Source organism: Nocardioides alpinus, assembly GCF_900112035.1.
Lineage (GTDB): Bacteria > Actinomycetota > Actinomycetes > Propionibacteriales > Nocardioidaceae > Nocardioides > Nocardioides alpinus.
The window spans coordinates 728,799-749,120 of sequence record NZ_FOKC01000001.1; the positions used below are offsets into that span (position 1 = coordinate 728,799).

General features: G+C 70.4%; 23 protein-coding genes. 10 read left to right on the forward strand and 13 right to left on the reverse strand.

What is annotated here, in order from left to right; translation table 11 throughout:
• Positions 1–11 precede the first annotated feature (11 nt).
• Positions 12–437, forward strand: a complete 426-nt coding sequence (gene dtd / locus BM127_RS03510; RefSeq protein WP_091194270.1) for a D-aminoacyl-tRNA deacylase — start codon at positions 12–14, stop codon at positions 435–437.
• Here dtd and BM127_RS03515 read toward each other — a convergent pair.
• Positions 434–1,600: a glycoside hydrolase family 16 protein gene (locus BM127_RS03515; RefSeq protein WP_091194273.1), complete on the reverse strand. Its 1,167-nt coding sequence runs from the start codon at positions 1,598–1,600 to the stop codon at positions 434–436. The two genes, dtd and BM127_RS03515, sit on opposite strands and share 4 nt — an antisense overlap.
• Before the next feature lie 103 nt (positions 1,601–1,703).
• Here BM127_RS03515 and cysD point away from each other — a divergent pair, with 103 nt between their 5' ends.
• The 3 genes from cysD to BM127_RS03530 all read left to right on the forward strand — a co-directional run bounded on the left by cysD (position 1,704) and on the right by BM127_RS03530 (position 5,410).
• A complete protein-coding gene (gene cysD, locus BM127_RS03520) occupies positions 1,704–2,618 on the forward strand; it encodes a sulfate adenylyltransferase subunit CysD (RefSeq protein WP_091194275.1) in 915 nt (304 codons plus the stop codon).
• On the forward strand, positions 2,618–3,901 hold the full coding sequence (locus tag BM127_RS03525; protein WP_231263095.1) for a sulfate adenylyltransferase subunit 1: 1,284 nt from the start codon (positions 2,618–2,620) through the stop codon (positions 3,899–3,901). The genes cysD and BM127_RS03525 overlap by 1 nt, the downstream gene beginning before the upstream one ends.
• A 150-nt stretch (positions 3,902–4,051) precedes the next feature.
• Positions 4,052–5,410, forward strand: coding sequence for a helix-turn-helix domain-containing protein (locus BM127_RS03530; protein ID WP_175507311.1), 1,359 nt, complete (start codon positions 4,052–4,054; stop codon positions 5,408–5,410).
• Between the two features lie 36 nt (positions 5,411–5,446).
• Here BM127_RS03530 and BM127_RS22980 read toward each other — a convergent pair whose 3' ends face one another.
• The 9 genes from BM127_RS22980 to BM127_RS03565 form a co-directional block, all read right to left on the reverse strand.
• A complete protein-coding gene (locus BM127_RS22980; RefSeq protein WP_269800920.1) occupies positions 5,447–5,572 on the reverse strand; it encodes a hypothetical protein in 126 nt (41 codons plus the stop codon).
• 97 nt (positions 5,573–5,669) lie between these two features.
• Positions 5,670–5,795: a hypothetical protein gene (locus tag BM127_RS22985; RefSeq protein ID WP_269800920.1), complete on the reverse strand. Its 126-nt coding sequence runs from the start codon at positions 5,793–5,795 to the stop codon at positions 5,670–5,672.
• Positions 5,796–6,053: 258 nt separating this feature from the next.
• Entirely contained in the window at positions 6,054–7,541 is a 1,488-nt protein-coding gene (locus tag BM127_RS03535; protein ID WP_139227620.1) for a PAS domain-containing sensor histidine kinase, read from the reverse strand.
• Between the two features lie 150 nt (positions 7,542–7,691).
• The gene (locus BM127_RS03540; RefSeq protein WP_091194283.1) at positions 7,692–8,006 is read right to left on the reverse strand and encodes a DUF1416 domain-containing protein; all 315 of its coding nucleotides are present in this window, start codon (positions 8,004–8,006) and stop codon (positions 7,692–7,694) included.
• Positions 8,006–8,860 carry a sulfurtransferase gene (locus BM127_RS03545; protein WP_091194286.1) on the reverse strand — a complete coding sequence of 285 codons (855 nt, stop codon included), beginning with the start codon at positions 8,858–8,860 and terminating at the stop codon, positions 8,006–8,008. The genes BM127_RS03540 and BM127_RS03545 overlap by 1 nt, the downstream gene beginning before the upstream one ends.
• 103 nt (positions 8,861–8,963) lie before the next feature.
• Complete coding sequence (locus BM127_RS03550; protein WP_091194289.1) at positions 8,964–9,452, reverse strand: DUF4395 domain-containing protein; 489 nt, start codon at positions 9,450–9,452, stop codon at positions 8,964–8,966.
• 246 nt (positions 9,453–9,698) lie between these two features.
• Entirely contained in the window at positions 9,699–10,199 is a 501-nt protein-coding gene (locus tag BM127_RS03555) for a TlpA family protein disulfide reductase (protein ID WP_091194291.1), read from the reverse strand.
• A gap of 104 nt (positions 10,200–10,303) precedes the next feature.
• Positions 10,304–12,499 carry a carboxypeptidase-like regulatory domain-containing protein gene (locus BM127_RS03560; protein ID WP_091194294.1) on the reverse strand — a complete coding sequence of 732 codons (2,196 nt, stop codon included), beginning with the start codon at positions 12,497–12,499 and terminating at the stop codon, positions 10,304–10,306.
• Positions 12,500–12,609: 110 nt separating this feature from the next.
• Complete coding sequence (locus tag BM127_RS03565; protein ID WP_091194297.1) at positions 12,610–12,906, reverse strand: MoaD/ThiS family protein; 297 nt, start codon at positions 12,904–12,906, stop codon at positions 12,610–12,612.
• Between the two features lie 45 nt (positions 12,907–12,951).
• Here BM127_RS03565 and BM127_RS03570 point away from each other — a divergent pair, with 45 nt between their 5' ends.
• The 4 genes from BM127_RS03570 to mshD all read left to right on the forward strand — a co-directional run bounded on the left by BM127_RS03570 (position 12,952) and on the right by mshD (position 15,630).
• Positions 12,952–13,683 (forward strand): winged helix-turn-helix transcriptional regulator, encoded by a 732-nt coding sequence (locus tag BM127_RS03570; RefSeq protein ID WP_091194300.1) that lies wholly within the window; start codon positions 12,952–12,954, stop codon positions 13,681–13,683.
• Between the two features lie 137 nt (positions 13,684–13,820).
• Positions 13,821–14,432 (forward strand): type IV toxin-antitoxin system AbiEi family antitoxin domain-containing protein, encoded by a 612-nt coding sequence (locus BM127_RS03575; RefSeq protein ID WP_091194302.1) that lies wholly within the window; start codon positions 13,821–13,823, stop codon positions 14,430–14,432.
• Entirely contained in the window at positions 14,429–14,722 is a 294-nt protein-coding gene (locus BM127_RS03580; protein ID WP_139227622.1) for a hypothetical protein, read from the forward strand. Before BM127_RS03575 ends, BM127_RS03580 begins: the two co-directional genes overlap by 4 nt.
• Before the next feature lie 89 nt (positions 14,723–14,811).
• Positions 14,812–15,630 carry a mycothiol synthase gene (gene mshD, locus BM127_RS03585; protein WP_231263094.1) on the forward strand — a complete coding sequence of 273 codons (819 nt, stop codon included), beginning with the start codon at positions 14,812–14,814 and terminating at the stop codon, positions 15,628–15,630.
• Positions 15,631–15,743: 113 nt separating this feature from the next.
• Here the strand turns inward: mshD and ygfZ are convergent, their stop codons facing one another.
• From ygfZ to BM127_RS03600, 3 genes are read right to left on the reverse strand one after another with little or no spacing between them, the layout of a single operon-like run.
• The gene (ygfZ, locus tag BM127_RS03590) at positions 15,744–16,691 is read right to left on the reverse strand and encodes a CAF17-like 4Fe-4S cluster assembly/insertion protein YgfZ (RefSeq protein WP_091194310.1); all 948 of its coding nucleotides are present in this window, start codon (positions 16,689–16,691) and stop codon (positions 15,744–15,746) included.
• 9 nt (positions 16,692–16,700) lie between these two features.
• Positions 16,701–17,138, reverse strand: a complete 438-nt coding sequence (locus BM127_RS03595) for a Fur family transcriptional regulator (protein WP_091194312.1) — start codon at positions 17,136–17,138, stop codon at positions 16,701–16,703.
• Complete coding sequence (locus tag BM127_RS03600) at positions 17,135–17,629, reverse strand: heme-binding beta-barrel domain-containing protein (protein WP_091194313.1); 495 nt, start codon at positions 17,627–17,629, stop codon at positions 17,135–17,137. The genes BM127_RS03595 and BM127_RS03600 overlap by 4 nt, the downstream gene beginning before the upstream one ends.
• Positions 17,630–17,651: 22 nt before the next feature.
• Between BM127_RS03600 and BM127_RS03605 the strand changes: the two genes are divergently transcribed.
• The gene (locus tag BM127_RS03605; protein WP_091194316.1) at positions 17,652–18,014 is read left to right on the forward strand and encodes a DsrE family protein; all 363 of its coding nucleotides are present in this window, start codon (positions 17,652–17,654) and stop codon (positions 18,012–18,014) included.
• 46 nt (positions 18,015–18,060) lie between these two features.
• Positions 18,061–20,238 (forward strand): RNA degradosome polyphosphate kinase, encoded by a 2,178-nt coding sequence (locus BM127_RS03610; protein WP_091194319.1) that lies wholly within the window; start codon positions 18,061–18,063, stop codon positions 20,236–20,238.
• The last annotated feature ends 84 nt before the right edge of the window (positions 20,239–20,322 follow it).

Below are 20,322 nucleotides of genomic sequence, written 5' to 3' on the forward strand. Positions count from 1 at the left end.
ATCCTTGCACCATGCGCGCGGTCATCCAGAGGGTCCTCTCCGCCAGCGTCCGGGTCGAGGGGGAGGTGGTCGGTCAGCTGGACCGCCCCGGCCTCCTGGTCTACCTCGGCGTCACCCACGACGACGGCCCGACCGAGGTGGCGTGGACCGCCCGCAAGGTCTGGGACCTCCGCCTGCTGCACGAGGAGCAGAGCGCCAGCGACGTCGGTGCGCCGGTACTCGTGGTCAGCCAGTTCACCTTGTACGGCGACGCGCGCAAGGGCCGCCGGCCCACGTGGCAGGCAGCCGCGCCGGGTCCCGTGAGCGAACCCCTGTACGACGCCGTGTGCGCCGAGCTCGAGCGGCTCGGCGCCCACGTGGAGCGGGGGCGCTTCGGCGCCGACATGCAGGTGGAGAGCGTCAACGACGGCCCCGTCACCCTGGTGCTGGAGACCTAGCGCGGCCCGGTCTCCCAGACGCGCGCCCAGTCGACCTCCATGGTCTCGGGCAGCTCGCCGTTGAAGCGGGGCAGCTCGTAGTCCGACGACAGCAGGCTCAGGATGAGGAACTCCTGGCGTCCCGAGGTCTCGCCCTCGAGCCGCTGCGTCACCTGCCCGTCGATGCGGAAGACGTACTCGTCGGGCGTCCACTCGACGGAGAACACGTGGTAGTCGGTGGACCAGTCGTCGCCGAGGTCCTCGACGTCCGGCAACCAGCCGCCGACCGTCTGCTTCTCGCCGTCCTCGTCGAGGAAGTAGGTGAAGCTGGTCAGGCCGCCCTCGGGGTGGTCGTCGCCGAAGTACTCCATGACGTCGATCTCGGCGCCGCCCTTCTTGGCGCCGCCCGCCGACTGCCCGCCGACCGCCTGCATCCAGAACGCCGCGTGCTGGCCGCGGGCAGACTGCGTCCTGATCCGCGCCGCGGCGAAGCCGTAGGTGAAGCCGTACAACCCCTCGGTGCCCACGTGCCCGTTGAGCCTGAAGGGGAACTTCTTGCGGCGCCCCGGGAGCTGGCACTCGCCACCGTCGGGGTCCTCGAGCACGCTCAGCGTGAGCACGCCGTCGCCGACCTCTGCCGCACTCGCATCCGTGCGCGAGCACGTGCGGACGCCGATGTAGCCCTGGTCGCGTGAGACCCAGGTCCCGTCGGGCTCGTCGACGGTGTCCTCGTCGAAGTCGTCGGTGAAGGTCGCCTCGGGGGCGTCGTCGGTCGAGGCCTCGGCACCGATCGCGCCGTCCCCGTCGCCGACCACGACGTGCAGCCGACCGGGGGCGGGGGTGGTCAGCGCCACGGCACCGCCCTTGTCGGTCTCTCCCTCTGAGACGGCCTCCCACGCGTCGTCCTCGGTCTTGGCGTAGAGGGTGACGGCGGTGCCTTCATCCACGTCGGCGACGGTCGCGTCGACGACCCACGCAGCGTCATCCGCGCTCTCGACGTCCTCGCCGGTGGCGGCCAGCTGCGGCAGGACCTGCACGTCCACGGCGTCGCTCGGCTCGTACGACGGCGGGCCGGCTTCCTCGGCCGACGAGCACGCGGTCGTGACGAAGGCCACGGTGAGCAGGCCGGCCAGCAGGCGCTGGCGAGGTCGTGAGCGGGGCTCGGATGCAGGGGTGCGGCTCATTCGGCCGAGTCTGCCCGGCGCCACGCCCCGTGGGCGAATTCTCCGAGGGGTCCGCCGTGGCTACGATGAGGGCTGCTGTCCCTAGAGAGGCCCCTGCTGCGCCATGACCAACACCCACGTCGACTACCAGCTGAGTCAGCTGGACCAGCTCGAGGCAGAGTCGATCCACATCTTCCGTGAGGTCGCTGCCGAGTTCGAGAAGCCGGTCCTGATGTTCTCCGGTGGCAAGGACTCCATCGTCATGCTCCGCCTGGCGGAGAAGGCGTTCTTCCCGGCCAAGCTGCCCTTCCCGTTGCTCCAGGTCGACACCGGCCTGGACTTCGACGAGGTGCTCACCACGCGCGACTCGTGGGTGGAGCGGCTCGGTGCGCGGATGATCATCGCCACCATCGACGAAGCCATCGCCGCCGGGCACGTGGTCGACGACGGCAAGACCAGCCGCAACCGCATGCAGATCGGCACGCTGCTCGGCTCCATCGAGGAGAACGGCTTCACCGCCGCCTTCGGTGGCGGCCGCCGCGACGAGGAGAAGGCCCGCGCCAAGGAGCGCGTCTACTCCCACCGCGACGACTTCGGCCAGTGGGACCCCAAGATGCAGCGCCCCGAGCTGTGGAGCCTCTACAACGGCCGCATCCACGCCGGCGAGCACATGCGCATCTTCCCGCTGTCCAACTGGACCGAGCTCGACATCTGGCACTACATCCACCGCGAGCAGATCGAGATCCCGCAGATCTACTTCGCCCACGAGCGCGAGGTCGTCGAGCGCGACGGCATGCTGCTGTCGATCGGGCCGGAGATCCAGCCCAAGGGCAACGAGAAGATCGAGAAGAAGATGGTGCGCTTCCGCACCGTGGGTGACCGCACCCAGACCGGCTGCGTCGAGTCGGTGGCCACCGACACCGCAGCCATCATCGACGAGATCGCCATCGCCCGGGTCACCGAGCGCGGCGCCACCCGTGGCGACGACCGGTTCTCCGAGGCCGCCATGGAAGACCGCAAGAAGGAAGGCTACTTCTGATGGCCAGCACCGAGTCCCACAATCCCGACGAGATGGACCTGCTCAGGTTCGCGACCGCCGGCTCGGTCGACGACGGCAAGTCCACCCTCATCGGGCGCCTTCTCCTCGACTCCAAGTCGATCTTCGAGGACCAGCTCGAGGCGGTGGAGTCGACCAGCCAGTCCAAGGGCTACGACTACACCGACCTGGCGCTGCTGACCGACGGCCTGCGCTCCGAGCGCGAGCAGGGCATCACCATCGACGTGGCCTACCGCTACTTCGCGACCCCGGCCCGCAAGTTCATCATCGCCGACACCCCGGGCCACATCCAGTACACGCGCAACATGGTCACCGGTGCCTCCACCGCCGACCTGGGCCTCGTGCTCGTCGATGCCCGCCAGGGCCTCACCGAGCAGTCGCGGCGCCACGCCGTGCTGCTCTCACTGCTCCGGGTGCCGCACCTCGTGCTGTGCATCAACAAGATGGACCTGGTCGACTGGGACGAGTCGGTCTACGAGAAGATCCACAAGGAGTTCACCAACTTCGCGACGAAGCTCAACATCCCCGACCTCGAGGTCATCCCGATCTCGGCGCTGCAGGGCGACAACGTCGTCAACCGCTCCGAGAACACCCCGTGGTACTCCGGCCCCACGCTGATGCACCACCTCGAGCACGTCCACGTCGCCTCCGACCGCGACCTCGTGGACACCCGTTTCCCGGTGCAGTACGTCATCCGGCCCAAGTCCGACGCCTACCACGACTACCGCGGCTATGCGGGCCAGGTGGCCGGTGGCGTGCTGAAGAAGGGCGACGAGGTCGTCGTCCTCCCCAGCGGCATGACGTCGACGATCTCGCGCGTCGAGCTCTTCGACCAGGAGGTCAGCGAGGCCTTCCCGCCGATGTCGGTGACCGTCCACCTCGAGGACGACGTCGATGTCTCCCGCGGCGACATGATCGCCCGACCCAAGAACGCGCCGAAGCCCAGCCAGGACATCGACGCGATGGTCTGCTGGATGACCAACGAGCCGCTCAAGCCGCGGCAGAAGCTCGCCATCAAGCACACGACCCGCACGGGTCGCGCGATGGTCAAGGACATCCAGTACCGCCTCGACGTCAACTCGCTGCACCGCGACCAGGAGGCGGGCGAGCTCGGCCTCAACGAGATCGGCCGTGTCCAGCTGCGCACCACCGTCCCGCTGCTGTGCGACCCCTACTCCAAGAACCGGACCACGGGATCGTTCATCCTGATCGACGAGGCGACCGGCGTGACCGTCGGCGCCGGCATGATCAACAGCGGCACCTGATCCCCTGCACATCCTGAGCGACGAGGGCGGTCCTCCGGGGCCGCCCTTGTGGCGTCCGGAGACCCTCTCCCGGCACCCGTGACAACGGCTCGCGAGCAACCTTTGCCTGAAATGGACACGACATTGGCAAACGTGCAGCAGAATGGACGGATGGACTCGCGTCAAGCCGAGCTGCTCGCCCAGTCGGACCGTGAAGCGCTCGGCCGTCGGCTGCGCGCAGCACGCCAGGCCCGTGGCCTCACCCAGGGTGAGGTCGCGCAGGACGTCATGTCCGTGGCCTACCTCTCCCGCATCGAGGGCGGACACCGTCGACCCACTGCGGCGGCCCTCGAGGCCCTCGCGCTGAAGCTCGATGCCTCGCTCGAGGCACTGCTCGGCCAGGCCGAGCGCCGCGAGGTCGACGAGATCCGCCTCGCGCTCGACTACGCCGAGCTGTCGCTCGAGTCGGGACAGCCCGAGGACGCCGAGAAGCACCTCCAGACCGCCCTGGACCACCCGGCGACCGCTCGCATGGACGGCCTGCGCGACCGCGCCCGGCTGCTCCACGCGCGCGCCCTCGAGGCCACCCACCAGGACGACGACGCCGTCCTCGAGCTCGAGGCACTGATCGACGACCGTGCCGTCGACGGACTGACGCGGATCAAGGCCGGCATCGCCCTGAGCCGCATCTTCCGCGAGACGGGCGACCTCGGCCGCGCCATCGAGTGTGGTGAGCGCGTGATGGCCGACGTCGAGGGCGCCGGCCTCGAGGCCTGTGACGAGGCCGTGCAGCTCGCGGTCACCGTGGCAGCCGCGCACTTCGAGCGTGGCGACACCGCCCACGCCGTACGCCTCTGCCGCAAGGCCATCACCCGCGCGGAGTCGCTCGGGTCGTCCAACGCGCGCGCCTCGGCCTACTGGAACGCCAGCGTCATGCAGGCCAACCGCGGTGACGTCACCGCAGCGGTGCCCCTCGCGGAGCGCGCCCTGGCACTGCTCAGCGAGGGCCAGGACACCCGCAACCTGGCGCGCCTGCGCACCGAGGTCGGCCGGCTGCACCTCGAGCTGGACCCGCCGGACCTGGTGGAGGCACGCCACAACCTCGAGCAGGCAGCCGCCGAGATGGAGTGGAGCAGTGCCACCCCGGTGGACCGCGCCTGGACGCTGCTGGGCCTGGCCCGGGTCGCATTCCTCGCCGGCGACCTCCCCGAGAGCCGCGACCTGATCGCACTGGTCCAGACCACTGCCGACGGGCACGCCCCTCTGGCGGAGTCCGAGGCACTGACCCTCGAGGGCCGGACGTACGCCGCTGAGGGGGACGCCGGGCTCGCCGCCGAGGCCTACCAGAGGGCCGTGCTGCGGCTGTCAGCGATCGGCGCCGACCAGAGCGCAGCCCAGCAGTGGTTCGACCTCGCCGACCTGCTCGACGGCGTGGGGCTCACCGAGGCTGCGCTGGATGCCTACCGTCGTGCGGCAGCCTCAGCAGGGCTGCGGGCGCGCGTGGCGTCGACCACGTTCGCCCGCAGCTGACCTGCCGCAACACGTCAGGGCTGGCGCCAGAACCTCTCAGCAGCACCACACGTTGCGCTGGGTCGACGGCTTGGCCGCCTCCGCAGGAGCCGTGACGCCGGCGAAGCCGACGAGGCTGAGGGCGAGGGTGGCGATGACGAGGCGGGCGGACTTGGTGCGCATGGTGTCTCCAGGGGTTCGGTGCTGAGTGGGGTCTGAGCGTGATGTGCGGTGCCGGCGTCGCGATCAGGGTGGGGTCGACGCCCGCAAGGGGTGCGGCTCAGCAGCACCACACGTTGCGCTGGGTCGACGGCTTGGCCGCCTCCGCAGGAGCCGTGACGCCGGCGAAGCCGACGAGGCTGAGGGCGAGGGTGGCGATGACGAGGCGGGCGGACTTGGTGCGCATGGTGTCTCCAGGGGTTCGGTGCTGAGTGGGGTTCGCAGGTGCCCGAGCAACCTGCTGGGAGAAATATTGTCAAAACTAGTGCCGAGTGTGTTCTTCTTTGGCAAACTTGGGCAAGTCCCCCTGGCAAATGCTTCACGGCAGCCGGGGACACGCCTCGCGGGACAACCCCCCTTGCGAGGCACGCACCGGCCCCCACCCGGTTCGCGCCCGGACCCCTCGCACCTCGTGCGGGGGGTCCTCGCACGTGCGGGGCCTCCGTCAGCGAGGGAGGACGACGCGCACGGTGGTGCCCTCACCAGGGATGCTCCGCGCCGACACCTCGCCTCCGTGCGCCTCGACGATCGTGCGGACGATGGTGAGGCCGAGGCCCGTGCCGGGCGACAGCCGGCGCCGGGCGTTCTGGCCGCGCACGAAGGGCGCGAAGACCTCGGCGAGGTCGTCGGCCTCCATCCCCTCGCCCGAGTCGGCGACCTCGAGCCACGCCTGGCGTCCGGTGGCCGACAGCGCGATCGAGACGCGACCGCCGGCGGGGGTGAAGGTGAGTGCGTTGGCGATCAGGTTGTCCGCGACCTGCCGCAGGCGCAGCCCGTCGGCGAGCACCTCGAGCTCGTCGGGAAGGTCCACCACGAGGTCGATGCCGGACGCGTCAGCCTGGAGGCCGGCGGCCTGCACCGCCTCCGCGACGACCATCGCGAGGTCGACCCGGAACGGGTCGATCACCTTCATCCCCGAGGTGGTGGTCGCGGTGAAGAGCAGGTCGGCGACGAGGTGGGACAGGCGCAGCATGTTGCGCCTCGCTGCGGCCACCTGCAGCTGCGCCTCGTCGCTGCCGGCGGCTGAGACGTCCAGCAGCTCGAGGTTGGCCAGTGCAGCGGCCAACGGCGTACGCAGCTCGTGGGACACGGTCGAGACGAAGTCGTCCTTGACCCTGCGCGCGCTGATCAGCTCGGTGACGTCGTTGTAGGCCAGGACCGCCCCGGCGAGGCTCCCGGTGCGGTCGTGCACCGTGCGGGCCGAGACCGACAGCGCACGCCGCGCCGCCGGGTCCTCGCCGATCCAGATGAGCAGGTCGTCGAACTCCTCCCCGGCGCCCTCGGTGGCGCGAGCACAGGGGAACTGCTCGAAGGACAGCTCGTGCTGCTGCTCGGCGTCGTAGACGAAGCCGCTCTGCCCGGCGCGGCCGCCGTGACCCTCGGGGAAGGCGATGTCGAGGAGCTCCTGCTGACGGCGGTTCCACGAGGAGTAGGTGCCGTCGGCATCCACCAGGAGCAGCCCGACGGACACCGTCTCGAGGATCGCCCGTGACTTGCGCTGCATGTCGAACGCGGCCTGCTCCGCGACGTCGAGGCGCTCGGCGAACGCGTGCACGTCCGTCCGGTCGACGATCTGCATGATGAAGTGGAGGGGATCACCCTCCGGGCTGCGCAGCAGCAGTGCCGAGAGCTCACCGCGCAGCAGGCTGCCGTCGGAGCGGAAACACCGCTTGGGCACCCGGTAGGAGGCCATCGCACCGGCCATCGCCCGGCGCATGAGGTCGAGGTCGGTCGCGAGGTCGTCGGGATGGGTGAGGTCGGCGACCGATCGCGACACGAGCAGGTCGGGGTCGTAGGCGAGCATCTCGCCCAGCGCGGCGTTGGCCGCCAGGATCTCGCCGTCCGGCGCGACGAGCGCCATCCCGACCGGGGAGTGCTCCATGGTCAGCCGCCACAGCTCGCCCGTGTCCAGGACTCCGGCCTGCGCCTCCACGATGCCCCCCTTCGCCACCCGTAGCGGGACCACCAACGTACGAGTCGGAAGCACCGCCGGAGCCGGCCTTCGAGGTATCTGCGGCGAAATCGCACGGACCGCCCCGCGCACGAGCGCAGAGCGGTCCGGACAACCCCGTGAAGCGCGGGGTCAGGACGTGACGAGCACCTGCACCTCGGCGACCGAGCCGACGGCCGCGACGACGCGGGTGTCGACCGGCTGCGCCTTGGGCGCGAGGGTCCGCAGCGTCCACTCACCGTCGCCGGCGAAGAAGCGGAAGTGCCCGGTCGCGGAGGTCGGGACCTCGGCGGTGAACTCGCCGGACCGGTCGAGGAGGCGCACGTAGGCGTTGGGGACGGGCTCTCCCCCTCCGTCACCGCCGCGGAGCACCTGGCCCTGGATCACGGCCTCCTTGGCCACGTTGACGCCGTCGAGGGACAGGCCGCCCTCGGTCGCGCCGCACATCAGGCGTCCGCCTTGCCGGGCTCGTCACCGAGCGCGACGGGCACGCCGACCAGGGAGCCGTACTCGGTCCACGAGCCGTCGTAGTTCTTGACGTTCTTCTTGCCCAGGAGCTCCTGCAGGACGAACCAGGTCAGCGAGGAGCGCTCCCCGATGCGGCAGAGCGCGATGGTGTCCTTGGACTCGTCGAAGCCCACCTCGTCGTAGAGCGCCTTGAGGTCGGCCTCGGACTTGAAGGTGCCGTCGTCGTTGGCGTTCTTGCTCCACGGCACGTTGACCGAGGTCGGGACGTGGCCGGCGCGCTGGGCCTGCTCCTGCGGGAGGTGGGCCGGTGCGAGCAGCCGACCGGCGTACTCGTCGGGGCTGCGCACGTCGACGAGGTTCTGCGTGCCGATCGCGGCGACGACCTCGTCGCGGAAGGCGCGGATCGAGGTGTCCTGCTCGGTCGCGGCGTACGTCGTCCTCTCGCGCGTGGGCAGCTCGTCGGTCAGCTCGCGGGAGTCGAGCTCCCACTTCTTGCGACCGCCGTCGAGCAGCTTGACGTCCTGGTGGCCGTACAGCTTGAAGTACCAGTAGGCGTAGGCGGCGAACCAGTTGTTGTTGCCGCCGTAGAGGACGACGGTGTCGTCGTTGGACACGCCGCGCTCGGAGAGCAGCGCCTCGAACTGGGCCTTGTTGACGAAGTCGCGGCGGACCTGGTCCTGGAGGTCGGTCGTCCAGTCGAGCTTGATGGCGCCACGGATGTGGCCCTTGTCGTAGGCGGTGGTGTCCTCGTCGACCTCGATGAGGACGACGCCGTCGGTGTCGAGGTTGTCCTCGGCCCACTGGGCGGTGACGAGCGTGTTCTCGCGGCTCATGGTGTGCTCCTTGTGTGGTGAACAGTCGTGATGTGGATTCGTTGGTCGGCAGGTGCCGACGCTGGTCGAGCAGGCGCGCGGTCGCGGTGTCGAGACCGAGTCGTCAGGCGCTCGCCCGACGGAGAAGCAGGTAGACCTCGCATCCCAGGCAGAAGGCGAAGACCGCGTTGAGGAGGGCCGCGACGAGCGCAGCCCCGACGGCGACCTGGCCGAGCACCGTGGCACCGGCCGCGAAGGCGACCAGCCCGAGGACCGCGAAGCCGAGGCCCACCGCCTGGGCGAACCGCGGCGGTTCCGGGTCCTCCCACTCCGTCGGCGGCGCCAGCCGTGGCCGCACGAGCGTGCGGAACAGCCAGGCGTGCGGCGTGGACTGCACCCCGCGCACCGCCCCGATCGCGAAGAGCACGGCCTGTGCGGCGAGGAGCACCGCGTTGACCGGCGACGGGAGCAGCAGCACGGCGACCAGGACGACAGCGGTGAGCGCGGCGGCGAGCTGCGGTCCGCGCGGGTCGATGCCGCCCTCGCGGGGGCTCGCCGCGCCGGCAGACGTACGACGCGTGTCGGCGTCGTGGTCGGGAAGGGTGGTGGACATGTCGCTCCTGGGGAATGGTCGGGCCCGGCAGGTCGCCGGGCGCGCTGGAAGGGTGCGCAGCGCACGGGTTCCACCTTTAGTCCAGTAACCTCATGGACTTAGAACAGAAGTAGCGGAGGACCCGTCAGGACATTCGACACAGCGCCGAGCGCACGCGGCAGTGATCCACTGCGCGGCGCTTGGTGAGCATGGTCGAGGACATGACGACGACAGTAGGGGCTGCCCGCCGGCCACCACCGTCTCGTCTCACGATGCGGTCCCTGCATCCATATCGTGAGATCCCGCCTGCGCCAGCGCGCTCAGCACCTGGTCGCGCGTGGGCGCCCCGGTGGCCCGGGTGACCTCGGTGCCCGACGCGTCGAGGACGACGGTCGTGGGCGTGCGCAGGATGCCGAAGGCCCGCGTCGCCTCGAGGTGGTGCTCGGCGTCGACCTCGACGTGGGCCACCCCCTCGACCAGCCCGGTGACCTCGTCGAGCACCCGACGGGTCGCGCGGCACGGCGCACAGAAGGCGCTGGAGAACTGGAGCAGCGTGGCCCGCTCCCCCAGGGTGTGACCGACGGTGGCCACGAGCTCGGCACCGAGAGGTCGCGTGACGGGAGCCGGGGCGTCCTCCTCGACCAGCGGTTGCGCGGGACGGCGTACGACGTGGGTGCCGCGGAAGCGGCCGTCGGTGCTGGCCCGCCACAGCCCGAGGCCCAGCGCGACCACGACAGCGGCGAGGGCGATCCAGGCTCCGGTGCTCATGGAGACCCCAACGTCCCCCGCCACCGCGAATGTTCCCCGCCCCCGTGACGAGGAAGGGCCCCGCGAAGCAGTGCTTCGCGGGGCCCTTCACTGTGGGTCGTGCGTCAGCGCTTCTTGACCTTGATGGTCTTGGAGACCTCAGCGTTGCCGTACTTGCCACCCTTGAGCGTGATGAAGAAGACGACCTTGTTCTTGCCCTTGGTGATCTTCTTCAGCGTGAGCGTGGCCTTGCCGTTGCGCAGCTTGGCCTTCCCGATCTTCTTGTAGACCGGCGCGCCGTACTCGTCGGTGTCGACGATCTTCTTGGCGATGACCGAGCCCTTGAACTTCTTGGCCTTCACCTTCTTGGCCGAGACCAGGACGGTGGCCTTCTTGCCCTTGACGCTGACCTTGGCCTTGGGCTTCTTCTTGATGACCTGGCTGGAGACCAGGGCGACGCCCTTGAGGGTGTCGTTCTCGGCCGTCACGCGCAGGGTGACCCGCTTGTTCTTGGCCGACTTGGTCACCCGGTAGCTGTCGCCGGTGCCGACGACCGTGTCACCGATCAGCCACTCGTAGCGGTAGGTGGTGCCGCTGTCGAGGGACCAGACGCCGGGGTAGGCGCGGACCTTGCCGCCGAGGTAGGGCTTGCCGTTGATCTCCGGGTTGCGGAAGGCACGCAGGTCCTGGGACAGCGCAGCGTCGATGCCGGTGACGGTCTCACCGCTCTTGACGGTGATCTCCTTCGCCTTGGTGAACGAGGTGTTGTCGTACCACTCCGGGGCGTGGGCACGGATGTCGCCCGCTCCACCGAAGAAGCTCGTCGCGTTGAAGTCGATGAACTGGACCTTGTAGGTGCCCGGCACCAGGTTGGTGCTGAGGTAGGTGCCGTCGTCCTCGGTGAAGGCCTGGGTCTCGTCGAGGGGGTTGCCCTGCTCGTCGAAGAACCGCACGATCGTGTTCTCGACCGTGAGGGCCGACTCCGAGGTGATCGTCCCGCTGATGCCACCGGTGAGGGGCAGCGCGATGTTCACGCTGCCGGCCGGCTTGGTGACCGGAGAGGCGATCTCGTACGTCTGCGATCCGCCGAACCAGCGGTCGATGCGGTCGTACTGACCCTCTTCGCGCGGCAGCGTGTCGGTGGCCTGGACCTTGAAGGTGGTCTCCGAGGTGTCCGACAGGTCGGTGAAGTAGTACGCGCCGGAGCGGTTGGTCCGGACCGAGTCGGTCACGTCCGGCTTGTCGGCGTCAGCGGGGGTGTCGTACGCGTCCACGCGGGCACCGATGACGACGGCGCCCGAGGAGTCGGTGACGACACCGGAGACGTCCACGGAGTTGGGGTCGATCGCTGCCTCCGGGTCGGGGGCGAGCGCGGCGTTGACGGAGACGACGGCGTCGACCCCGACCTCGACGGCGTCGGCCGTCGCGCGGTCGGCCTTGTCGGCGTTCCACTCGGAGAGGTACTCGCCGACCGGGTCGGTGAACTGGACGGTGTAGCTGCCCGGAGCGACGCCCTCGATGCGGTAGTTGCCCGTGGCGTCGGTGAGGTCGCTGCCGACCTGCGAGCCTCCGGCCGTGTAGATCGTGGCCTGCGCCCGCTCAAGCGGAGCGCCCGCGGCGCTGACGATGCCGCCCTGGACGACGCTGCCGCGCGACAGGGTCACCTGTCCCAGGTTGGCGCCGGCGCCGACGACGTCGGCGGTGGCGAGGGTCGGCTTGTTGCTGTAGTACTCGAACGCGTAGCCGCTGGCCGCGAAGTAGGCCTTGTAGGAGCCGGCGTCCACGCCAGCGGCCCAGGTGCCGTCGGCCTTGGTGCGGGCCGACGTCTCGAACGTGTCGTCAGCGGCGTTGTAGATCTGGATCGAGGCGTCCTCGATCGGCTTGCCCGTGGGGGACACGACCTGACCGGCGAGGGTCGCACGCGCTGCGAGCGCCACCGGGGAGAGGGCGAGCGGACCGTTGACCGCGACCGCCTCGGCCTCCTCGAAGGTCTGCTTGTCGTTGTAGTACTCGAACGCGTAGAGGTTGTCGTCGTCCTGGAAGGCGAACTTGTAGGTGCCCGGCTCCAGGTCGATGGCGACGAGGCCGTCGGCGACCTCCGCGCTCCGGGTGAAGTCGTAGAACCCGTCGGCCTGCAGGGCGTAGGCCGCTACATAGCCGTCGATGCCGTTGCCGGCGGGGTCGGTGAGCGTCGTCGTGACGCCGACCGTGACTGCGTGGGCCGGCGCTGCCAGCCCGATCGTGAAGCCTGCGATCGCCGTCGCGGCGGCTGCGCCACCCGCGACGAGGCGCACGAAGGCTCCCCCGTGTGTACTCATCATGCTGTTGTCCCCCTTGGACTCATGTCGGCACGCACGTGCAGCGACATGCAGGCCATCCCCCGTAGGAGGCCCGTCGAAACGCAGTTCTACCTCATTCGCCGACTTTGTGCTCAGCCTCCAGCAAAAGGAGGCAACAGCTCGACCACCGAGCCCGGAGCGACGAGGACGGTCGCGGGGTCCTGGGAGCGGACCGGCTGGTCGCCGACGAGCACGGAGCAGACGGCCACCGTCCGGGCCATCCGGTCGTCCGGGTGGAGCGCGAGCACCCTGGCCACCAGCGCCGCCAGGGTCACCTCGGCCTCGACCTCGAAGACGTCCTCGGGGGTGCCGGCCGCGGCGCGTGCGCCGGCCCAGTAGCGCACGGTGACCGTCTCATGAGCCTGATCTCGCCCGCCTGCGTCGTCCATGCGGGATATCCTTGCTCATCCCCGGCAGAGGAGGAGGGCCCGGCCATGAGTGCACTGTTGCTCCTCACGAGCGCGCTCCAGCCGTCCGCCGAGGTCCTTCCCGGGCTCGCGCTGCTGTCGCACACCATCAAGATCCTGCCCGCACAGGGCAGTGCCCTGCTCGACGCACCCGAGGCCGACCTGGTCCTCGTCGACGGTCGACAGGACCTCGCGGCCGCGCGTGACCTGTGCCGCCTGATCCGCACCACCGGGGCGGACGCCCCCGTGCTGCTCGTGGTCACCGAAGGTGGTCTCGCCGTCGTCGCCCACGACTGGGGCATGGACGACGTCGTGCTGCACACCTGCGGACCGGCCGAGCTCGACGCCCGCATCCGCCTGGCCATCGGCCGATCGAGCGCCTCCTCCCCCGACGACCCGTCGGCCCACGTGATCCACCGCGGCGAGGTCGTGGTCGACGACGCGACCTACACCGCCCGCATCGGCGGCCGGCCGCTCGACCTGACCTACAAGGAGTTCGAGCTCCTCAAGTACCTCGCCCAGCACCCCGGCCGCGTCTTCAGCCGCGAGCAGCTGCTGCAGGAGGTGTGGGGCTACGACTACTTCGGCGGCACCCGCACCGTCGACGTCCACGTACGCCGCCTGCGCGCCAAGCTCGGCACCGAGCACGAGCACCACATCGGCACCGTCCGCAACGTCGGCTACCGCTTCGTGGTGCCGACGCGCGACAAGGACGCCGACGAGCAGACCAGCCCGTCGCGGTCGACGTCCGACGCCTGAGGCCTCGTCGTGGTCAGGATCGGGGAAGCTGGTCGTGACATGTCGATGACGATCTTCCCCGTTGTCGTCGTGGCCAGGTTGTCCACAGGCAGCTCGGACCTGGCGTCGGCTGCCGCCGGTCCGGGCAGACGTACGTCATGCGACTCGACGCCGTCCGCACCCTCCTCGCCCAGCAGGACCGCGTTGTCGCGCGTCGCCAGCTCCGCGACGCCGGCATCACCCAGGCCCACATCGACACGCTCCTGCGTCGGCGCGAGCTCGTCGTCGTCCATCCCGGCGTCTACCTGACCCACACGGGGACGCCGACGTGGTCCCAGCGCAGCTGGGCGGCGATCCTGTACGCCGGGCGCTCGGCGCTGCACGTCGAGAGCGCGCTGCACCACCCGAGCCAGGGTCCGCCCCCGAGCGGCCCGATCCACGTCGCGGTGGACAGGAGCCGGCGCGTCGCGCCGCGCCACGGGATCGTCGTCCACCGGGTGCGCGGGCTGGACGACCTCGTCCGGTGGAACCTCTCGCCGCCGCGCGTGCGACTGGAGGTTGCCGCCGTGGAGGCGGCGCACCTGGCTGCCGACGAGCTCGCGGCCATCTCGGCCCTGGCCTCGGCGGCCGGCTGCGTCGGCGTACGTTGCTCACCGCCCTGGTCGACGACCTCGAGAACGGGACGCACAGCGTGCTCGAGCACGGCTACCCCGACCGGGTGCTGCGTCCGCACGGGCTGCCCGAGCCCACGTCGCAGCAGGTGGTGGTGAGCGAGTCCGGTCGGCAGTACCGCGACGTCGCGCACGCGGACGTGGACCTGCACGTCGAGCTCGACGGACGGCTGCACGACGAGGCCGAGGCCCGCGACGACGACGCCGACCGGGACCTCGACGACCTCGCCCGCGGCCTGGTGACGCCCCGGTTGCGCTACCGGCAGGTCTTCACCACACCGTGCCGGACCGCCTCGAGGCTGGCTGTCCTGTTCCGGGCCCGGGGCTGGACGGGCACGCCCCACTCGTGTGGACGCCCGGGCTGCGAGGACTGGGGAAGCAAGTCGTGACATGTCAGGCACGATCTTCCCCACTGATGGCCTCGGGAGACGGGTTTGATCGGGGTTGATCGGGGTTGATGGGGGTTAGGGTCGGCGACGTGGACGAGGTCGTCGAGGTCATCCGGATCGCCGACGCGGCGGAGGCCGCCGACGGCGCCTCGCCGCTCGACGAGGCCGCGCGCATCGCGCTGGCCGACGGCGTCGCGGCCGTCGCGGTCCGCGACGGCGGGTTCGCGGTCCTGCACGACGGCGACCTCAGCCTCGCCGTGCACCCCGACCACCGCCGCCAGGGGGTCGCGACCGCGCTCCTGCAGCAGACGTCGTACGACGGGCAGCTGACGGCCTGGTCGCACGGCCACCACCCCGCCGCCGTGCGGCTCGCCGAGGCGTACGGCTGGGAGCGGGTGCGCGACCTGTGGGTGATGCGGCGCCCCACGGACCTGCCGCTGGCGCCGCTCGAGGTGCCGGACGGTGTGACGATCCGGTCCTACCGCGACACCGACGCCGCCGCGGTCGTGGCGGTCAATGCCGCCGCCTTCGCCCACCACCCCGAGCAGGGCGCGATGGACGAGGACAACCTCGCCCGCCGGATGGCCGAGCCGTGGTTCGACCCGGCCGGCCTGCTCGTCGCCGAGGACGACTCGGGGATCCTCGGGTTCCACTGGACCAAGCAGCACGATGCACAGCTCGGGGAGGTGTACGTCGTCGGCGTCGCGCCCGGGGCGCAGGGGCGCGGGCTCGGTCGCGTCCTCACCCTCGCGGGCCTGCACCACCTGACCGGGCTGGGGGTCGACGAGGTGCTGCTCTACGTCGAGTCCGACAACGCCCCGGCCGTGGCGGTCTACTCACGGCTCGGGTTCACCCACGCGGACGTCGACACCCACGTGCAGTACCGCTCCCCCACCACCGCCGGTTGAGCCCCGCCGGTTGAGCCGGGCGAGGAACGAGCCCGAGTCGAAACCAAGGGCACCAGTGGGCCTCAGTCTCGACACGCAAGCTGCGCGCGCTGCTCGACCAGCGGCAGACAGCTTCAGCGCAGCGGGCGTACGTGCAGCCCGACCTCGGGGTCGACGATGACCTCCTGCGCGGCCGGCATCTCGTCGACCAGCAAGGTGGCGTCGACCGGGACGTTGCGCTTCACCAGGGCGAGCGCGATCGGACCGAGCTCGTGGTGCCGTGCGCTGGCCCCGACGAAGCCGATGTCGCGGCCCTCGAGGGACACGGGCGAACCCGCGGGCGGGAGCCGGTTCTCGGTCCCGTCGAGGTGCAGCATCACGAGCCGTCGCGGAGGACGGCCCAGCGTGTGGACCCGCGCGACCGTCTCCTGCCCGCGGTAGCAGCCCTTGTCGAGGTGCACCGCAGGCCCGATCCAGCCGACCTCGTTGGGAATCGTGCGGTGGTCGGTGTCGAGGCCGAAGCGAGGCTCGCCACGCTCGATCCGCAGCGCCTCGTAGGCCCACAGGCCGCACGCCGGACCGGCAGCGTCGGCGTACGCCTCGAGACGGTCGCGGGGCACGAGGTCGTAGCGGCCCGCCACGTGGGACTGGGCGTCGCCCGGGCGCCACATCACGGCGAGGTCGTCGAGGAGCGAGACCTCCACGCGGGTCATGAACTTCATCCGCTCGAGCCACTCCACCAGTGCCGCTCCAGCGCCGGGCTCGGTGTGGGCGGTGAAGGACTCGCCGTCGTCGACGCCGGCGAAGGCGTGCTCGACGTGACCCTGGGGGCTCAGGACGAGCGCCTGCGTCCACGCGCCGGGGGCCAGGCCGTCGAAGAACTGGGTGGTGAGGTTGTGCAGCCACGACAGCCGGTCCGGACCGGCGATCCTCAGCACGTCGCGGTGGGACAGGTCGACGAACCCCTCACCCGACGCCAGGCTGCGCTGCTCGGTGTTGAAGGAGCCGTAGTGCGCCGCCACGGTCGCGTCGATGCCGTCGCCGGCGACGGCCCCGGGCAGGGCGAGGAGGGGGGACTGCATGGGTCGAGTCTAGGTCGGCGGTGGAGTGGCAGCTGCCGTGGCGGAGCAGTCCGCGCACTCCCCGAAGACCGCGAGGTGGCCGATGTCGACCGTGAAGCCGTCCGCGCCGAGCGCCGCGACCAGCGGAGCCACCGCGTCGGCGTCGTAGGAACGTACGGCGTGACAGCGCCGGCACACCACGTGGACGTGCTCGTGCTCGGTGGTCGAGTGGTAGGTCGGCGCGCGGTCACTGAGGTGCGTGTGGCGCACCAGCCCGAGCTCCTCGAGGACCTCGAGCGTGCGGTAGACGGTGGAGGGGTTGACCGAGCTCACCTGGCTGCGCACCTGGGCGAGCACCTCGTCGGGGGTCGCGTGACCGAGCTCCTCGACAGCCCGAAGGATCAGCTGGCGCTGGGGCGTGAGCCGCAGCCCCTGCTCGCGCAGACGGGTGGCGAGGTCGTCGCTCATGCTCGTTGCAACCGGGCCCACGTGTGCGGCTGGAGCTCCTGGCCCACCGCGGCCATGTCGTAGGCATAGAGGAGGTCGCCGTCCACGTTGCCGTACATCCGCGAGCCGGCGTTGACCTCCTTGGCGGTCTCGGTGAAGGAGACACCGGCGGTGTGCATCTCGACCTTGCCGGCGTCGGCCGCGCCGTACCAGACCTCCGCGAAGCCGGTGTTGTGCGCGAGGAGGAACTCGACCTTGCCCGGCTCGGGGCAGCGCAGGAAACCGCTCTCCATCGCCGCGTCCCGGACGAACTCGCCGTCGGCGTCGACGACCCAGGCACGCGCCATGTAGTGGAAGAACGGGCGACCGTCGTGGGTGAAGATCAGCTCCTGGCCGAACTCGAACGACTCGATCGTCGGGTAGGCGCCGTGGCCGTTGCCGCGCCACGTGCCCAGCAGCCACGCCACGGGGCCGCAGTTGGGGTGCAGGTTGTCCGGCAGCTCGAAAGGCATGGCCTCACTCTAGTCTGGGCGGATGGCTCGATCACTGGTCGTCAAGGTCACCTGCGGGGCCGAGGACGCCGAGCGCTGCAACCAGGCGTTCACCGTCGCGGCGGCCGGTGCGGCGTCGGGCGCGGACGTCTCGCTCTGGCTCACCGGGGAGGCCGCCTGGTACGGCGTCGCGGGCCGTGCCGAGGAGTTCGAGCTCGCCCTCGCCACCCCGCTCGACCAGCTGATGGGCGTGGTCCTGGAGACCGGCTACGTCACGGTCTGCTCCCAGTGCGCGGCTCGTCGCGGGATCGTCGCCGCCGATCTCCGCGAGGGCGTCACGATCGCCGGGGCGGCGGTGTTCGCCGAGCTCGTCCTCGGCGACGGCGTACAGGCGCTCGTCTACTGACGACTTCGGTCATCCGACGTTCACCTTCCGGTGCCACACTGGCCCCATGACGGATCCGGCCACCCTCACCAGCGCTGTCTCGTCGTCGGTCGAGGAAGGTCCCGTCTCGGAGCCGTTCGGCCACCCGACCGACACCTTCGACGTCGAGCCGCCCTACACGCCCGACGCGGCGCAGATCGAGGCCGTGGAGAAGTTCGACGACCGCTTCATCGACCGGGAGATCTCCTGGGTCCGCTTCAACCAGAGGGTGCTCGAGCTCGCCGAGGACCCGCGGCTCCCGCTGCTGGAGCGGGCCCGGTTCCTCGCCATCTTCGCCAGCAACCTCGACGAGTTCTTCATGGTCCGCGTCGCGGGCCTCAAGCGCCGCATCGATGCCGGGGTCGCCGTCCGCGCTGCCAGCGGGCTGATGCCTCGGGCGCAGCTGGAGCAGCTCTGGGCCAGCTGTCGCGACCTGATGGAGCGCCACGCCCGGGCGCTGGCCGACCTGCTCCCCGAGCTCGGCAGCCAGGGCATCGAGATCGTCCGCTGGTCCGAGCTGGACCGCGAGGAGCAGAAGGTCTGCAAGAAGCTCTTCAAGGACCGGATCTTCCCCGTCCTCACTCCCCTCGCGGTCGACCCCGCGCACCCGTTCCCCTACATCTCCGGCCTCTCGCTCAACCTCGCCGTCGTCGTACGCCACCCCAAGACCGGCACCGAGCACTTCGCGCGGGTCAAGGTGCCGCCGACCTTCGGGCGCTTCGTCGGACTCGGCAACCAGCGCTTCGTCCCCATCGAGGACGTCATCGGCGAGCACCTCAAGAAGCTCTTCCCCGGTATGGAGGTGCTCGGCGCGCACACCTTCCGGGTCACCCGCAACGAGGACCTCGAGGTCGAGGAGGACGACGCCGAGAACCTGCTGAAGGCGCTCGAGAAGGAGCTCCTCCGCCGTCGGTTCGGCGCCCCTGTGCGACTCGAGGTCGAGGAGTCGATCGACCCGAAGGTCCTCGACCTGCTGGTCTCGGAGCTCGGGGTGGGTCGCGACGAGGTCGTGTCGCTCCCCGGCCCGCTGGACCTCACCGGGCTGCACTCCATCGCCGACCTGCCGCGAGACGACCTGAAGTACGCCGCCTTCCTCCCGTCGACGCACCCGAGCCTGGCCGAGGTCGAGTCGGCCTCCCCCGTCGACGTCTTCGACTCGGTGTCGCGCCACGACGTGCTGCTGCACCACCCCTACGACTCCTTCGCCACCTCGGTCCAGCGCTTCCTCGAGCAGGCCGCCGCCGACAAGCACGTGCTCGCGATCAAGCAGACGCTCTACCGCACCTCCGGCGACAGCCCGATCATCGAGGCGCTCATCGACGCCGCCCAGGCCGGCAAGCAGGTCCTGGTGATCGTGGAGATCAAGGCGCGCTTCGACGAGCAGGCCAACATCCGCTGGGCCCGCAAGCTCGAGCACGCGGGCTGCCACGTCGTCTACGGCCTGGTCGGGCTCAAGACCCACTGCAAGCTGTCGATGGTGGTGCGCGACGAGCCCGAGGGCATCCGCCGCTACGTCCACCTCGGCACCGGCAACTACAACCCCAAGACCGCCCGTCTCTACGAGGACCTCGGCCTGCTGACCGCCGACCCCGAGATCGGCGAGGACGTCGCGCTCCTGTTCAACAACCTGTCGGGGATCAGCCGCAACAAGACCTACGACCACCTGCTGGTGGCCCCGGACAACGTGCGCGACGGGCTCATCGCCCAGATCCACCAGGAGATCGCCCACCACCAGGCCGGCCGCGGCTCCGGGATCCGGATCAAGGCGAACTCGGTGGTCGACGAGGCCGTGATCGATGCCCTCTACGTCGCCTCGCAGGCCGGCGTACGCGTCGAGCTGCTGATCCGCGGCATCTGCTCCCTGCGCCCCGGCGTGCCCGGCCTGTCGGAGACCGTGCGCGTGCGCTCGATCCTGGGTCGCTTCCTCGAGCACAGCCGGCTCTTCTGGTTCGAGAACGGTGGTGAGCCGGCCGCGTGGATCGGTTCGGCCGACATGATGCACCGCAACCTGGACCGTCGGGTGGAGGTGCTCGTACGCCTGCGCGACCCGCACGTCGTCGAGGAGGTCAGCGACCTTCTGGACCTCGCCCTCGACCCGGCCACGACCGCGTGGGAGCTCGACTCCGACGGCGAGTGGCGCCTGCACCACGGCGAGCGGCACCTGCAGGACGAGCTGATCGGGCGCCAGCGTCGTCGACGCCGCTGAAGCGCCTGCGGCGGGGATCACGCCGGGCGGAGCTGGGGGCTCGCGGTTGCGTCGTTGAGCCGCTCACCCCCTAGCATGATCCCG

Bases quoted from the DNA above. Each gene is read 5' to 3' on its own strand.
- dtd (WP_091194270.1), top strand. From the start codon at position 12: ATGCGCGCGGTCATCCAGAGGGTCCTCTCCGCCAGCGTCCGGGTCGAG.
- BM127_RS22980 (WP_269800920.1), bottom strand. From the start codon at position 5,572: ATGCGCACCAAGTCCGCCCGCCTCGTCATCGCCACCCTCGCCCTCAGC.
- BM127_RS03575 (WP_091194302.1), top strand. From the start codon at position 13,821: ATGCGACTCGACGCCGTCCGCACCCTCCTCGCCCAGCAGGACCGCGTT.
- BM127_RS03515 (WP_091194273.1), bottom strand. From the start codon at position 1,600: ATGAGCCGCACCCCTGCATCCGAGCCCCGCTCACGACCTCGCCAGCGC.
- BM127_RS03565 (WP_091194297.1), bottom strand. From the start codon at position 12,906: ATGGACGACGCAGGCGGGCGAGATCAGGCTCATGAGACGGTCACCGTG.
- BM127_RS22985 (WP_269800920.1), bottom strand. From the start codon at position 5,795: ATGCGCACCAAGTCCGCCCGCCTCGTCATCGCCACCCTCGCCCTCAGC.
- BM127_RS03605 (WP_091194316.1), top strand. From the start codon at position 17,652: ATGGCTCGATCACTGGTCGTCAAGGTCACCTGCGGGGCCGAGGACGCC.
- BM127_RS03540 (WP_091194283.1), bottom strand. From the start codon at position 8,006: ATGTGCGGCGCGACCGAGGGCGGCCTGTCCCTCGACGGCGTCAACGTG.
- BM127_RS03610 (WP_091194319.1), top strand. From the start codon at position 18,061: ATGACGGATCCGGCCACCCTCACCAGCGCTGTCTCGTCGTCGGTCGAG.
- BM127_RS03545 (WP_091194286.1), bottom strand. From the start codon at position 8,860: ATGAGCCGCGAGAACACGCTCGTCACCGCCCAGTGGGCCGAGGACAAC.
- BM127_RS03560 (WP_091194294.1), bottom strand. From the start codon at position 12,499: ATGATGAGTACACACGGGGGAGCCTTCGTGCGCCTCGTCGCGGGTGGC.
- BM127_RS03570 (WP_091194300.1), top strand. From the start codon at position 12,952: ATGAGTGCACTGTTGCTCCTCACGAGCGCGCTCCAGCCGTCCGCCGAG.
- BM127_RS03555 (WP_091194291.1), bottom strand. From the start codon at position 10,199: ATGAGCACCGGAGCCTGGATCGCCCTCGCCGCTGTCGTGGTCGCGCTG.
- BM127_RS03530 (WP_175507311.1), top strand. From the start codon at position 4,052: ATGGACTCGCGTCAAGCCGAGCTGCTCGCCCAGTCGGACCGTGAAGCG.
- cysD (WP_091194275.1), top strand. From the start codon at position 1,704: ATGACCAACACCCACGTCGACTACCAGCTGAGTCAGCTGGACCAGCTC.
- BM127_RS03600 (WP_091194313.1), bottom strand. From the start codon at position 17,629: ATGCCTTTCGAGCTGCCGGACAACCTGCACCCCAACTGCGGCCCCGTG.
- ygfZ (WP_091194310.1), bottom strand. From the start codon at position 16,691: ATGCAGTCCCCCCTCCTCGCCCTGCCCGGGGCCGTCGCCGGCGACGGC.
- BM127_RS03525 (WP_231263095.1), top strand. From the start codon at position 2,618: ATGGCCAGCACCGAGTCCCACAATCCCGACGAGATGGACCTGCTCAGG.
- BM127_RS03550 (WP_091194289.1), bottom strand. From the start codon at position 9,452: ATGTCCACCACCCTTCCCGACCACGACGCCGACACGCGTCGTACGTCT.
- BM127_RS03595 (WP_091194312.1), bottom strand. From the start codon at position 17,138: ATGAGCGACGACCTCGCCACCCGTCTGCGCGAGCAGGGGCTGCGGCTC.